We start from the raw sequence: 13,633 nt of genomic DNA, 5'->3' as shown, positions 1-13,633 counted from the left end.
TGTTAGTGGGTTCGCTGTGTCATGCTGAGGGTAACGCAACTTCAGTTGTGTTTGGAGTGTGCGGTCCGGATGGCCGCTCGCGTGCTCGGAGGTGCGCCCTTGCCCACTCAGATCTCGCTGCGAGGCGTCACGCTGTCCCGGGGTGACCGGCTGCTGCTCGACGACGTGTCCTTCGCGGTGCGGCCCGGGGAGCGGATCGGCGTCGTGGGGGAGAACGGGGCCGGTAAGTCCACCCTGCTGCGGCTGCTGGCAGGGCGCGAGTCGCCGGACGACGGCGCCGTGGTGATGGTGGCAGACGGCGGCGTCGGCCACCTCGGCCAGACGCCCGAGCTGCCGCCGGATCGCACGGTGCGTGACGCGGTGGACACCGCCCTCGCCGAGGTGCGCGCCATGGAGTGCGGGCTGCGCGAGCTGGAGGCGGATCTCGGCGGCGGAGCCCCCGACGTGCTCGCCGCTTATGGCGATCTGCTCACCGCGTTCGAGGCCCGCGGCGGCTATGAGGCGGATGCCCGGGTGGAGAAGGCCCTGCACGGCCTGGGGCTCGGCGGCATCGGATACGAGCGGCGGCTCGGCACTCTGTCGGGCGGTGAGCAGGCCCGGCTCGGGCTCGCCTGCCTGATCGCGGCCGCCCCCGAGGTGATGCTGCTGGACGAGCCGACGAACCACCTCGACGGCACGGCGCTCGGCTGGCTGGAGGAGGCGCTCCGGGCGCATCCGGGCACCGTCGTCGCCGTCTCCCACGACCGGGTCTTCCTGGAGCGGGTCGCGACCGCGATCGTCGAGGTGGACGCCGACCGGCGCACCCTGGTGCGGTACGGCGGGGGCTACGGCGGATTCGTCGCCGAGCAGACCGCCGCGCGCCGCCGCTGGGAGCAGGCGTACGAGGAGTGGTGCGCGGAGACGGCCGCGCTCTCCGAGGCCGCCACCACCGTCGCCCGGCGGGTGGCCCCGGGGCGCGGGATGAAGGACGGCAACAAGATGGCCTACGACCGGGACCGGGGACGTGTGCAGTCCTCGGTCTCCAGCAGGGTGCGGAACGCACGGGAGAGGCTGCGCAGACTCCAGGAGGACCCGGTGCCGCGCCCGCCGGAGCCGCTGCGCTTCTCGGCGCTCCCCGCCGCGGGCTCGGCGGACGGCCTGCTCGTCGACCTTCACGATGTCCGCGTGGGGGAGCGGCTGGCGGTCGACCGGCTCACGGTGGCAGCCGGAGAGAGACTGCTCGTCCACGGTGCCAATGGCGCGGGCAAATCCACGTTGCTGCGGGTCATGGCCGGGGTGGAGAAACCGGAGGCGGGGCGGGCGGCCCGCCGGGGCAGGATCGGCTACCTCGCCCAGGAGATACCGGTTGCCCGGCCCCGGGAGCGGCTGCTGTCGGCCTTCGGCCGCGGGCTGCCGGGGACACCGGAGGAGCAGACCGACCTGCTGCTGTCGTACGGGCTGTTCCGCCCGGATGCCCTCCACGTTCCGGTGGGGTCGCTCTCCGCGGGCCAGCGCCGCCGGCTGGCGCTCGCCCGGTTGCTGGCCCGCCCCGCCGATCTCCTGCTGCTCGACGAGCCGACCAACCATCTCGCCCTCGGCCTGGTGGAGGAGTTGGAGGAGGCGCTGGCCCAGTGGCCCGGGGCGCTGGTGGTGGTCTCGCACGACCGGCTGTTGCGCAGCCGCTTCACCGGGCGCCGCCGCGAGATAAGAGGAGGTCGGCCCATGGCAGAGGAGGGCAGCGAGGCGCCGGCCACGGCCTCGATCTAGGGTGGCGCCATGGCACGACCCCGGCGCATCGTCCTCCTACGGCACGGAGAATCGGAGGGGAACGTCGATGACTCGGTGTACGAAAGGGTGCCCGACCATGCTCTGAAGCTGACCGAGACCGGCCGCCGGCAGGCGGAGGAGGCAGGTGAGCGGCTGCGCGACACCTTCGGCGACGAGCGCGTGTCGATCTATGTGTCGCCGTACCGCCGCACCCACCAGACCCTGAAGCTGCTCGATCTCGACCCCTCCCGCACCCGGGTCAGGGAGGAGCCGCGGCTGCGAGAGCAGGACTGGGGGAACTGGCAGGACCGCGAGGACGTGCGGAAGCAGAAGGCGTACCGCAACGCCTACGGGCACTTCTTCTACCGGTTCGCTCAGGGTGAGTCGGGCGCCGACGTCTACGACCGGGTGGACGCCTTCCTGGACAGCCTGTGGCGCAGTTTCCAGGATCCGGCACATCCGCCGAACGTCCTGCTGGTGACCCATGGAATGACCATGCGGCTGTTCTGCATGCGGTGGCTGCACTGGAGCGTCGCCGAATTCGAGTCGCTGTCGAACCCCGGCAACGGCGAGATGCGGACCCTGCTGCTCGGCTCCGACGGCCGATACCACCTCGACCGGCCCTTCGAGCGCTGGTGCGCCCCCAAGCCCTACGGCCACACCGGTTAGAGTGCGCAACGATGACCGCTGACCGTTTCCACCGGGCTCTGCGGAGCCTGCGCGGGCTGGCCGTGGGCGACGCCCTCGGCTCCCAGTTCTTCGTCCCCGCCAACTATCCCTACCTCAAGCGCCGCGAGCTGCCGCCCACCCCCTGGCAGTGGACCGACGACACCGAGATGGCCTGCTCGATCCTGGCCGCCCTGGTGACCCATGGCCGGATCGACCAGGACGATCTCGCCCGGTCCTTCGCCGACCACCATGATTTCGACCGGGGCTACGGCCCTGCCGTGAACCGGATGCTCCGCCTGATCAGGGAGGGCGGTGACTGGCGCGACCTGGCCGCCGGGCTGTTCCAGGGGCAGGGCTCGTGGGGCAACGGCGCCGCCATGCGGATCGCCCCGCTGGGCGCCTGGTACGCGGGCGATGTGGAGCAGGCCACGCATCAGGCGGAGATCTCGGCGTACACCACGCATCAGCATCGCGAGGCGGTGGCGGGCGCCATGGCGGTGGCCGCGGCCGCGGCACTGGTGGCCGATCCGGTGGGCCACGGCCCGGGGGAACTGCTGGACCAGGTGGTCGAGGTGGTGCCGCGCAGCGCCGTCCAGGCGGGGCTGCGCCGCGCCCGCGACATGCTCGACTACGCGGACGCCGGGACCGTCGCCGCGGTGCTCGGCTGTGGCCGCCGCACCAGCGCTCATGACACCGTGCCGTTCGCCCTGTGGGCGGCCGCTCGCCACCTGGGCTCCTTCGAGGAGGCGTTCTGGAGGACGGCCTCGGCCGGCGGAGATGTGGACACCACCTGCGCCATCGTCGGGGGAGTGGTCGCGTCCGAGGCCGCCGGTGCGCCGCCGGCCGACTGGCTGGACCGCACCGAGGCGCTGCCGGAGTGGGTCCCGGGGACCGGCGATGGGCAGCCGGGGCGCGCGGGCGCCGACTGACCTTTGGCGTGGGCGCGCCGCGGTGCGCCGTCCGGTTTGCCCCACCCGTTGAACCAGCCGCGCACCGCGTCGTGTTGGGCGGAAACGGCCACCGGATCCACCAGGGTGGCAACCGCGGGCGGCGGTCGGTGATCACTGCGGGGGATCCGGGTTCCGAACGCAGGTAAGAGCGGCGTAAGGTTGTCCTCGCCATGGCCTATGAACCGCCCACCCACAGTGTCGAGCGCTCGCTCCGAGCCACGACGGGAGCCAAGATCGTCGTCGGTATCGACGAAGTCGGGCGCGGGGCATGGGCCGGTCCGGTGACGGTCTGCGCGGCGGTCACCGGTCTGCGCCGTCCGCCGACCGGGCTCACCGACTCCAAGCTGCTGAGTCCGAAGAAGCGCACGGCCCTGGCCCTGGAGTTGGACTCGTGGGTCACCGCACACGCGCTGGGTCACTCCTCTCCCGAGGAGATCGACGACCTGGGGATGACGGCCGCCCTCCGGCTCGCCGCCACGCGTGCGCTGGACGCGCTGCCGGTCCGGCCGGACGCGGTCATCCTGGACGGGAAGTACGACTACCTCGGCGGTCCCTGGACGGTTCGTACGGTCATCAAGGGCGATCAGTCCTGTGTGTCCGTCGCCGCCGCCTCGGTGATCGCCAAGGTCCGCCGGGATGCGATGATGGCCGAACTGGGAGCCGAGCACACGGACTTCTGCTTCGGGGACAACGCCGGATATCCGTCCCCCACGCACCGCGCCGCCCTGCGGGAACTGGGGCCCACGCCCCACCACCGGCTGTCCTGGGCCTATATGGACGGGCTGCCCCGCTGGCGGCACCTGAAGCGGTTCCGCAGCACATCCGAACCGGTCGGGCTGGAGGACGAAGGCCAACTCGGCTTCGACTTCTGAGCAGACCAAGCGGTCAAAACCGCCACCCGCCGATGCGACTCGCACCGACGTTTGATAGACATCAGCCCATGCCTCTCATCCCCGAGGAGCCTCAGATTCACGAGAGTGTCCCGGGTCCCCGCGCGACACCGGCCGCAGGCCGCACCGCGCCGACCCCTCGTCCTGTCCCTGGTCCCGGCCCCCGGCCCGCACCGCGGCGGCCAGGAAGCCCCGGTCCCAACCGTGGCTCCGCCGGAACCTCGTCGGCCCAGTCGCAGCGCACCACGAGCGATGCGACGAAGCCCGTGCCGACCGCCCCGGCGGCTTCGGCTGCCAAGGCCGCACCCACCGCCACAAAGGCCACGCCCCAGATCCAGCTGATCCCCGCCACGGTGGACGGCGCCCTGGACGCGGCGGACGAGGCGGTCGACCTGCTGCTGGATTCCGGCCGAGCCCCTGGTGACATCCTGGTGCTGACCACCGGGGAACAGCATCCGTGGGCGGCACATGAGTTGTCCTTCGGCGAGGCGTCCTACTGGGCGCAGCACGACGCCGGAGACGATGTCTTCTACGCCGGCGCGGATGCCGACCGCCTCAAGGGCCGTCCGGTCGTGGTCGTCGCCGTCAACGGCGGTGCGAACGACGCGGTGGCCCGCGCGCTGCCCGAGGCGATGGGCCGGGCCGGGGCGCTGCTGATCGTCTGCGGCGATCCGGAGCGCATCAACACCCTCATCGGTCCGGGCGCCTGAGGCCGCACGTCCCCGAACGCCCGGTGTCCGGCAGTCTCTGCCCCACGTGGCGGAGCTGTCCGGCGCCCGGACGGCCGGTGGCCGCGCGGCCCGCGACCGGTCAGACGGCGGCGGAGTGGCTCAGCGCCTCGCGCCGCCCTCCGAGGTGGGGCCGCGGCAGCGCCTTGGCGTCGCCGTCGCCCTCGACGGCCACGCCCAGCTCGGCCGGCAGCGAAGTGGAGTGCGGCCGACGGCCGCCCCGCCCCTCGCCGAGGACCCGCCATCCGTCGTGGGTCAGCGTGATGTACGCACCGCAGCGCAGGCCGTGCAGGGTGCAGGCGTCGCGCAGCCCCCACATCCAGGCGCCGTCCTCCTCCGTCCACCGGCTCTCGCCCTCGCGGCAGTAGAGCAGCACGGCGGTGCGGATCGGTGTGCGGCGGCGCAGATCGTGCGGGATCACCCGGCGCAACTGCGCCAGCAGCGCGTTCCGGAAGTCCCAGCCGTCGACGCCGGCGGCGCCGCGGCGGACGAACGAGGCGCTCGCCGTGAGCCGTTCCTCCGGATCGAGGACCGCGACGACGGCGGTCGAGGGCGTCGGCAGATGGCGGATGTGCAGTCCGGTGACCACCTCGCGCGGATTGCGCAGCAACGGGATTCCCGCTGCCGCCCACTCGGCGGGCTGGAGCATCCGGCCGGTTCGGGAAGCGGAATCGGCGGCCGGTGGCGGAACGAAGCCGAAGGTCACGGTCCTCCCTTCGTCTGCGCCCACGGTCCGTACGAAGGGTCGGGCCCGGGCGCGGGCCACGACACAGCCCCGTCGGTACCACGGCCGGACCGGGGGCGGGGGAGCTGCTGACAATTCTCGCGGTAGCGCCCGCGTGCGGCAATGCACAGTCGGCACCACTGACCGTTTTGCCTGGATGTGCGTTCTATATTCCTGGCCGGTTCGCGCCCCGCCGCGGCCCCGGCCCTCCCTACCCCTGCACGGCCAGGACCAGCGGAAACACCCCGGCCGCCCCGGCCCGGCGGAGCAGCCGGGAGGCGACGGCCAGGGTCCAGCCGGTGTCCGCCAGGTCGTCCACCAGCAGCACCGGTCCTCCCGCCTCGGCGAGGGCCGCCGCCAGCGGGGGCGGCACGGTCAGCGCGCCGTGCAGCGCCCGCAGCCGCTGGGCGCTGTTGGTGCGCGGCACCCGGGTGTCGATCTCGCCGTCGTGGTACGCGACGCTCCCGAGCAGGGGCAACCGGCCGACCGTGGCGATCCGTTCGCCGAGTGACTGGATCAACTGCGGGCGGGTGCGGGAGGCGAGGGTGACCACGCCCACCGGGCGGTCCGGGGCGTCCGGCGCGCCCGAGGCCCAGCCGCCGGGGCCCTTGGCCCAGTCGGCGAGCACCGTCACCACCGCACCGGCCACATCGTCGGGCACCGGGGCGTCCGGGCTCTGCGGGGCCAGCAGCGGCCGCAGCCGGTTTCCCCAGCCGATGTCGGACAGACGGCCCAGGGCCCGGCCCGGAGCGGCCTGCTCACCCGCCGGAATGCGGCCCTTGAGATCGACGCCCACCGCGGGCAGCCCGGTCGGCCACATACGGCGCGGCTCCACCTCGACACCGGGCCGCCCCAGCTCACCGCGCGCCGCGTCCAGCGATGCGGCGGACACCTCGGTGGTGAACCGCGCCCCCGCGCAGTTGTCACAGCGGCCACAGGGCGCCGCCTTCTCGTCGTCCAGCTGCCGCCGCAGGAACTCCATCCGGCAGTCGGCCGTCGTGGCGTACTCCCGCATGGCCTGCTGCTCGGTCTCCCGCTGGCGCGCCACCCACGCATACCGCTCCGCGTCATACGCCCAGGGCTGCCCGGTGGCGGTCCAGCCGCCGCGCACCCGCCGCACCGCGCCGTCCACGTCGAGCACCTTGAGCATGATCTCCAGACGCGACCGCCGCAGCTCGACCTGGGGCTCGAGGGCGGGCAGCGACACCGGCCGGTCCGACGCCGCGAGCACGTCGAGCGTGCGGCGCACCTGCTCCTCGGGCGGGAAGGCGAGCGAGGCGAAATACCGCCAGATCGCCTCGTCCTCGCGGCCGGGCAGGAGCAGCACCTCGGCGTGCTCCACACCGCGCCCGGCGCGCCCGACCTGCTGGTAGTAGGCGATGGGGGAGGACGGCGAACCGAGATGGACCACGAAGCCGAGGTCCGGCTTGTCGAAGCCCATGCCCAGCGCTGAGGTGGCGACCAGCGCCTTGACCCGGTTGGCCAGCAGGTCCTCCTCGGCCTGCTGGCGATCCGCGTTCTCCGTCTTGCCGGTGTAGGAGGCGACGGTGTGACCGCGCTGCCGCAGGAACGCGGTCACCTCCTCGGCCGCGGCCACGGTGAGGGTGTAGATGATCCCGGAGCCCGGCAGCTCATCGAGGTGGTCGGCGAGCCAGGCGAGCCGATGCGCGGCGTCCGGCAGCGGCAGCACGCCCAGCCGCAGGCTCTCCCGGTCCAGCGGGCCGCGCAGCACCAGCGCCCGCCCGGTTCCTTCGCCCGTGCCCAGCTGCTCGGCCACATCGGCGGTGACCCGCGCGTTCGCGGTCGCGGTGGTGGCGAGCACGGGCACGCCCTGGGGCAGATCGGCGAGCATGGTGCGCAGCCTGCGGTAGTCGGGCCGGAAGTCATGGCCCCAGTCGGAGATGCAGTGTGCCTCGTCGACGACCAGCAGGCCGGTGGCGGCGGCGAGCTGGGGCAGCACCTGGTCGCGGAAGTCGGGGTTGTTGAGCCGCTCCGGGCTCACCAGCAGCACATCCACCTCACCCGCGGCCACCTCCGCCTGGATGGTGTCCCACTCCTCGGTGTTCGCGGAATTGATCGTGCGGGCCTGGATACCGGCGCGCGCGGCGGCCTCGACCTGGTTGCGCATCAGCGCCAGCAGCGGGGAGACGATCACGGTGGGACCGCTGCCGCGCTCGCGCAGCAGCGCGGTGGCGACGAAATACACCGCCGACTTGCCCCAGCCCGTGCGCTGGACGACCAGCGCCCGGCGGCGCTCGGCGACCAGCGCCTCGATCGCCCGCCATTGATCCTCCCGGAGCCTGGCGGAGCCGGTGGTGTCCCCGACGAGGCGGGCCAGGACGCGGTCGGCCGAGAGGCGCAGATTTTCGTCGCTCATGCCCCCATGCAACCCGATCCCGCCGACATCGCGCCAACGCCCCCGGCAGCCTGTGGATAACGTTATCCACAGGGGTGGCGGGGTCGGCGGGGCTGAGGGACCGTCGGGCCATGACTCGACACAACGAAGCGGCCGGTCTGCCCGGCGAAGAGCAGGTCACCCTCCGCAGTCCGGCCGAGCTCGCCGATGCCCTGCCCTATGTCCTGGGCTTCCAGCCGGACGACAGCATCGTGATGATCGCGCTGCACGGCTCCCGCGGCCGGTTCGGCGGCAGGCTCAGGCTCGGCATTCCCCGGGTTCCGGAGGAGTGGCCGGAGGTCTGCGATCAGCTCGCCGAATGCCTGATCAGCGGCAGTGAGCGGCGTGGCGTGCGGCCGGACGGGGTCGTTCTGTTCCTGTGCCAGGAGCCGGCCGAGGGTGAGTCCGCGCAGCAGGCGATGGAGCGGCTGCGGCCCCTCGCCCAGCGGCTGCGCATCGCGTGCGGCGGGTTGGAGGTGCCGGTGTTCGAGGCGCTGTGCATCTCCCGCGGCCGGTTCTGGTCGTATGTCTGCCCCGACCGGCGCTGCTGTCCGCCGGAAGGCGTTCCGCTCGCTCTGCCCGGCACCTCGGTCATGGCCGCGGCGGCGACGTACGCGGGGGTTCAGGTGCGCGGCTCGCTGAGCGAGATGGAGGTCAGGCTCGCCCCGCTCGGTGCCCCTCGGGCCGATGTGCAGGAGCGGGCGCTGGACGTGGCCGGAGCCGATCTTGTGCCGAGGATTCTGGATGGCGCCGGCTCCGCGACCGTGCGTGCGCAGACCCTCGGTCTGGTGGGCCGGATGCTGGACACGTTCCAGGCCGCGCCGCCGGTGGCCGACGACTGCGCGGCCGATCTCCGCGATGACGGTCTGCTCGACGACCAGGAGGCGGCGGTGATGATCATCGGTCTACAGGACCGGCGGACCCGGGATCGGGTGGCCGGATGGATGGAGGAAGCGGACGCCGACGCGGCGCTGCGGCTGTGGCGCGCGCTGGCCCGTCGCTGTGTCGGCTCCTACGGGGAGCATGCGGCGGCGCCGCTCACCCTGGCGGGGTGGGTCGCCTGGTCGGCGGGGGACGAGCTCATGGCACGGGTGGCGCTCGGCCGTGCCCTGCGGGTCGATCCGGACTACCTCTTCGCGAGGTTGTTGCACCAGGCGTGCAATGAGGGAGTCCATCCGAAGCTGCTGCGCCAATGTCTGCGCCGGGAGGACTCCGAGCGCTACGACCGCGCCGACCGCGCCGACCGTGCTGTACAGGCCGCCGTGCACGCGGAGCTGGAGCGGCTCGGCGATTTGGCTGCCGCCGAACCGCGGGGAGCGGCCGGAACCCCGGCCGAAGCGGTCGTGGAAACGGCCGGTCCGGCCGGACCGGCCGAGTCGACTGAGCCCGCTGAGCCGGTCGACCGCGCGGAAGCGGAGGCGTCGGAGGAAGCGGAGGGGTTGGAGGAAGCGGAGGAGTCGGGGGAGTTGGAGGAAGCGGGGGAGGCGGAAGACCAGATGGAGCGGCAGTCGGCGCGGGAGCGGCGGAGCGGGACGGCGGCCCCGGGCGGCAGGAGCGGCCCGGCAGGGACGAGCACCCCCGGTGGCAGGCGCCGCCCGGAAGGGCGGCCACGCACCCGACGCCGCACCGGTGGCCGGGGCACGCGCAGCCGCCGCTGACCCGGACGGACTGGGGGAGCCCTGGGGCGGGGGCCAGGGGCGGCTGCGGGGTCGCCCTAGGGGGCGCCGATCCGCTGGACGGCTCGGGCCTGGGGCACGGCGGCCCGGGGGAAGCAGGCGGGTGTGCTGAGGTCCGGATGCCAGGGGCGGCCGGTGGGCGGCAGGAGGCGTGCCGAGGCCCGGCGGCGGGGGTGGACAGGGGGTAGACAGCGGGCGGTGAGGGAGGTGGGCCGAGGCGTGGCGGCCGGGGTGGACAGGGGACGGCGAGGGAGGTGGGCCTAAGCCGCCTCATTGAAGTCCGGTGCGGTTCGGGTGCGCCCCGAAGGGGCGCGGGCTGTGTCGATATGCGGCTCTGCCGCGTGGGCGACCAGCCACGACGGCGCCGCGGACGATCGACGACAGGTCGGGGCACTTCCAGCGGAGCGCTTAGGCGTGGCGGTCCGGGGTGGACGGTGGGTTGCGGGGTGGTGGTTCGCCCGTGTGGGGCGGGTCGGGGAATCGGAAGGGGGTGCGGGAATCGTGCAGGCGAGCGCTTGAGAGAGCGATTTCACGAACATCGGTGATCATGCTCAAGAGCCTGATTATCGTCAGGCAGACGACTATGATCGCGTTATGCCCTACGACCCGTCGGCCTTTCCGGCATTCGCCGTCACCGTTGATCTGGTCGTGCTCACCGTGCGGCGGCATTCGCTGTGTGCGTTGGCCGTTCGTCGCGGGGAGCCGCCTTTCAAGGGTCGGTGGGCGCTGCCCGGCGGTTTCGTGCGGCCCGATGAGGATCTCACCGTCGCCGCTGCCAGGGAGTTGGCCGAGGAAACCGGGCTGCTCGCCCATGACCCCACGCTTCCGGTCCCGCCGAACGCGGCCCATCTTGAGCAGCTCGCCACGTACGGCGATCCGAAGCGGGACCCCCGGATGCGCGTGGTCAGCGTGGCACATCTCGCGCTGGCGCCCGATCTGCCCGCGCCCCGGGCCGGGGGCGACGCGCACAGTGTGCGCTGGGCGCCGGTCGAGTCGCTGCTCGACCAGGAGGGGGCCTTCGGGCGCGACAGTGATCTGGCCGCCCCGCTCGCCTTCGACCATGCCCGCATCCTCGCGGACGGAGTCGAGCGCGCCCGCTCCAAGATCGAGTACTCCTCGCTGGCCACCGCCTTCTGTCCGCAGGAGTTCACGGTCGGCGAGCTGCGCCGGGTGTACGAGGCGGTGTGGGGCGTGGCCCTGGACCCACGGAACTTCCACCGCAAGGTCACCGGCACCCCGGGCTTCCTGGTGCCCACCGGCGGTACGACGACCCGTCAGGGCGGCCGCCCGGCCCAGCTGTTCCGGGCTGGAGGGGCGACGCTGCTCAATCCGCCCATGCTTCGTCCCGAGGTGTGACGGGCCATGACACGACGACTCCCCGAGAGTGCTATGTCCTGACGAAATAGGACATAGCGGGTTAACGTTCTCCGGTACGCCACCAGTCCCCACGTGCCATCGAGCGGTTCCATGCCCCGCGGGAGAAGCCATGATCCAGGCCACCGGACTGACCAGCACCCCCCGCCGCAACCATCCGCCCGTTGTCGACGACCTCACTTTCGAGGCCCCGGCGGGCCGGGTCACCGCACTGCTCGGCGGCCCCGGCGCGGGCAAGACCACCGCGCTGCGGCTTCTGCTACAGCTCGACCGGGGCCATGGCTCCGCCTTCTTCCGGGGCCGCCCCCTGCACCGCATCCGGCGCCCGGCTCATGAGATCGGCGTTCTCCTCGAGGACGTCCCGGGCCACCCGGGCCGCACCGTGCGGGGGCATCTGAGGATGCTCGGTGCCGCGGCCGGGGTGCCTGCCGCACGCGCCGATGTCGTGCTCGATGTGGTCGGCCTCACCGATCTGGCGGACGAGCGTCTCGGTGATCTGTCGACCGGGGCGGAGCGTCGTCTCGGGATCGCCACCGCGTTGCTGGGGGACCCGCACACCCTGGTCCTCGACGAGCCCGCGCGGGGCCTGTCGGCCCGGGAGACCGCCTGGCTGTACAGGCTGCTGCGTCAATTCGCCGCCCAGGGCGGTGCCGTCCTCGTCGCCACCGAGGATGCCGAGGGTGTGATCCGCCTCGCGGACCAGGTGCTCACCCTGGAATCGGGGCGGCTGGTGGCCGATCAGCCGGTGGACGAGTTCGCCCGCACCAGGCTGCGCCCCCGTGTCGTCGTCCACTCGCCGCTCGTCGGCCGCCTCGCCGCCGTCCTGGAGGAGGAGGTCGAGGCCGCCCGGCAGTTGGCCGAGGCCAAGGCGGCGGAGGAGGCCCGGGTGGCGGCCGAGCTCGCGGCCAAGGCCGAGGCCGCTCAGGCCGCCGACGTCGCCCAGCCCGACGTGGCCGCCGGGGGCGACGTCGTCAAGGCCGAGAGCGCCGGGCCCAAGGCCAGGAAGAGGGCGATCTGGCGCAAGGTCAGGATGGCCCCGTTCGCCACCCGGGGCTCGGCCACGGCCGAGGCGAAGAAGGCCACCGCGGAAGCCGCGGTCAGCGACAAGGCGATCAGCGACAAGACGATCAATGACAAGACGGTCGGCGGCAAGGCGGCCAAGGCCAACAAGGCGGACACGGCAAACCCGGCGGACAAGGCCGCCCCCGCCCCCGCCTCCATCCCCGCCCCCGCTGCCGACACCGACACGGCTGGCGCCGAAGCGGCCCGCACACGGACCGGCATCGCCGTCGGCGTCGGCGCCGGGGCCGGAGTCGGGACCGAGGCCGAGGAGGAGCCGGTCGCCGCGCCCGCCGACCCGTTCTCCGTGGTGCGGGACGACGACACCCATATCTCCGTCTACGGCCTGTCCCCCGCATCGGTCGGGGAGACCGCCTACCGCCACGGCATCGTGGTCCACCGGCTGGTCGAGGAGACCGCCGATCTGGGCCCGGGGACTCCCGCGGCCGCTCGCGCCCGCGACCCCGAGGCGCCCCCGCTGCGGCTGCTCCCCAAGCTCCGCTTCCCCGGCCCCGCCTGGCCGATGCGTTACGAGGTGCGCCGCGCCACGGGCGTACGGACCGGCTGGCTGATCGGCGTCGCCTCCATCGTGGCCTCCCTCCTCGCCTCCGTGCTGCTCGCCCGCGCCGGTGATACCGGGGAGCTGCACCGGCTCACCGGCTGGCCCGCCGACCTCCCGCTGCCTCCTGTCGCCATCGCGGCCGGTCTCCTGGGCGCCCTCGCCTTCGGCGACGAGTTCCGCTTTCCGGCACTGGCCGCGGCCCGGGACGCGGTGCCCCGCCGACTCGGGCTGCTGGCCGCCAAATTCGCGGTCTGCGCGGCCGGTGCCGTCCTGCTGTCGCTCGGCGTCATCGTGCTCGACAGCGCGGCGCTCCTGCTGCTCGTGGGCGGCAACGCGGTGCCGCTGCCGGGTGACTGGCCCGCACTGGTGGTCGGCGTCTTCGGCCTGACCATCGGCTCGTCATGGGCCGGGCTGCTCGCCGCCGGAGTCTTCCGTTCCACCGCGCTCGGGCTGGCCACCCTGCTCGCCGTGCCGATCCTCGCGGTGCCCGTCGTCCAGCGCGCCGGGCAGGACCCGTCGCTGCGTTCGCTGGTCATGCTGCCGCACCGGCTGCGCGCGGCGACGCTGGACCGGTCGCCCTCCATGATCGACCGAGGGCTCGCGGTCGCGCTGCGGCTCGCGTCCCAACCGGTCGGACAGGCGCTGATGTTGTCGGTGGCCGTCCTGCTGTGCGCCTACGCCCTCACCGGTCTGCGCGGCAAGAGCACCCGCCAGTAGTACCCGCCAGTAGTACCCGTCAGCAGCACCCGCCCCGCGCCGGGCGCCCACGCCCGCCCCGTCGACCACCCGCTCGCCCGCCCCGTCGACCACCCGCCACGCCCGCTCCCATGCCCGCCCGCTCCGCCGCATGCCCGCCCCCG

At 73.3% G+C, this 13,633-nt stretch carries 10 protein-coding genes; 8 read left to right on the top strand and 2 right to left on the bottom strand.

What is annotated here, in order from left to right; all coding sequences use genetic code 11:
* The first annotated feature begins 99 nt into the window (after positions 1-99).
* The 5 genes from abc-f (at position 100) to ACT2CW_RS33840 (ending at position 4,965) form a co-directional block, all read left to right on the top strand.
* The gene (abc-f, locus tag ACT2CW_RS33860; protein WP_445519348.1) at positions 100-1,746 is read left to right on the top strand and encodes a ribosomal protection-like ABC-F family protein; all 1,647 of its coding nucleotides are present in this window, start codon (positions 100-102) and stop codon (positions 1,744-1,746) included.
* Between the two features lie 9 nt (positions 1,747-1,755).
* Complete coding sequence (locus ACT2CW_RS33855) at positions 1,756-2,415, top strand: histidine phosphatase family protein (RefSeq protein ID WP_414083987.1); 660 nt, start codon at positions 1,756-1,758, stop codon at positions 2,413-2,415.
* Positions 2,416-2,426: 11 nt separating this feature from the next.
* A complete protein-coding gene (locus ACT2CW_RS33850; protein WP_445519347.1) occupies positions 2,427-3,344 on the top strand; it encodes an ADP-ribosylglycohydrolase family protein in 918 nt (305 codons plus the stop codon).
* Between the two features lie 191 nt (positions 3,345-3,535).
* Positions 3,536-4,237, top strand: coding sequence for a ribonuclease HII (locus ACT2CW_RS33845; protein ID WP_086879272.1), 702 nt, complete (start codon positions 3,536-3,538; stop codon positions 4,235-4,237).
* Between the two features lie 68 nt (positions 4,238-4,305).
* Positions 4,306-4,965, top strand: a complete 660-nt coding sequence (locus ACT2CW_RS33840) for a hypothetical protein (RefSeq protein WP_182471406.1) — start codon at positions 4,306-4,308, stop codon at positions 4,963-4,965.
* 100 nt (positions 4,966-5,065) lie between these two features.
* Here ACT2CW_RS33840 and ACT2CW_RS33835 read toward each other — a convergent pair whose 3' ends face one another.
* Both ACT2CW_RS33835 and ACT2CW_RS33830 read right to left on the bottom strand, forming a co-directional pair.
* Positions 5,066-5,689, bottom strand: a complete 624-nt coding sequence (locus tag ACT2CW_RS33835) for a hypothetical protein (protein ID WP_445519346.1) — start codon at positions 5,687-5,689, stop codon at positions 5,066-5,068.
* Positions 5,690-5,918: 229 nt separating this feature from the next.
* The gene (locus ACT2CW_RS33830; RefSeq protein ID WP_182471408.1) at positions 5,919-8,084 is read right to left on the bottom strand and encodes a RecQ family ATP-dependent DNA helicase; all 2,166 of its coding nucleotides are present in this window, start codon (positions 8,082-8,084) and stop codon (positions 5,919-5,921) included.
* 110 nt (positions 8,085-8,194) lie between these two features.
* Here ACT2CW_RS33830 and ACT2CW_RS33825 point away from each other — a divergent pair, with 110 nt between their 5' ends.
* The 3 genes from ACT2CW_RS33825 to ACT2CW_RS33815 all read left to right on the top strand — a co-directional run bounded on the left by ACT2CW_RS33825 (position 8,195) and on the right by ACT2CW_RS33815 (position 13,490).
* A complete protein-coding gene (locus ACT2CW_RS33825) occupies positions 8,195-9,760 on the top strand; it encodes a DUF4192 domain-containing protein (protein WP_445519345.1) in 1,566 nt (521 codons plus the stop codon).
* A gap of 612 nt (positions 9,761-10,372) precedes the next feature.
* Positions 10,373-11,134 (top strand): NUDIX hydrolase, encoded by a 762-nt coding sequence (locus ACT2CW_RS33820; RefSeq protein WP_182471410.1) that lies wholly within the window; start codon positions 10,373-10,375, stop codon positions 11,132-11,134.
* 130 nt (positions 11,135-11,264) lie between these two features.
* Entirely contained in the window at positions 11,265-13,490 is a 2,226-nt protein-coding gene (locus ACT2CW_RS33815; RefSeq protein WP_445519344.1) for an ATP-binding cassette domain-containing protein, read from the top strand.
* The last annotated feature ends 143 nt before the right edge of the window (positions 13,491-13,633 follow it).

This window comes from Streptomyces sp. NEAU-174 (assembly GCF_052665095.1).
This window is presented reverse-complemented; position numbering and strand designations above follow the sequence as displayed.

Bases quoted from the DNA above. Each gene is read 5' to 3' on its own strand.
- ACT2CW_RS33855 (WP_414083987.1), top strand. From the start codon at position 1,756: ATGGCACGACCCCGGCGCATCGTCCTCCTACGGCACGGAGAATCGGAG.
- ACT2CW_RS33850 (WP_445519347.1), top strand. From the start codon at position 2,427: ATGACCGCTGACCGTTTCCACCGGGCTCTGCGGAGCCTGCGCGGGCTG.
- ACT2CW_RS33845 (WP_086879272.1), top strand. From the start codon at position 3,536: ATGGCCTATGAACCGCCCACCCACAGTGTCGAGCGCTCGCTCCGAGCC.
- ACT2CW_RS33840 (WP_182471406.1), top strand. From the start codon at position 4,306: ATGCCTCTCATCCCCGAGGAGCCTCAGATTCACGAGAGTGTCCCGGGT.
- ACT2CW_RS33830 (WP_182471408.1), bottom strand. From the start codon at position 8,084: ATGAGCGACGAAAATCTGCGCCTCTCGGCCGACCGCGTCCTGGCCCGC.
- ACT2CW_RS33825 (WP_445519345.1), top strand. From the start codon at position 8,195: ATGACTCGACACAACGAAGCGGCCGGTCTGCCCGGCGAAGAGCAGGTC.
- ACT2CW_RS33820 (WP_182471410.1), top strand. From the start codon at position 10,373: ATGCCCTACGACCCGTCGGCCTTTCCGGCATTCGCCGTCACCGTTGAT.
- ACT2CW_RS33815 (WP_445519344.1), top strand. From the start codon at position 11,265: ATGATCCAGGCCACCGGACTGACCAGCACCCCCCGCCGCAACCATCCG.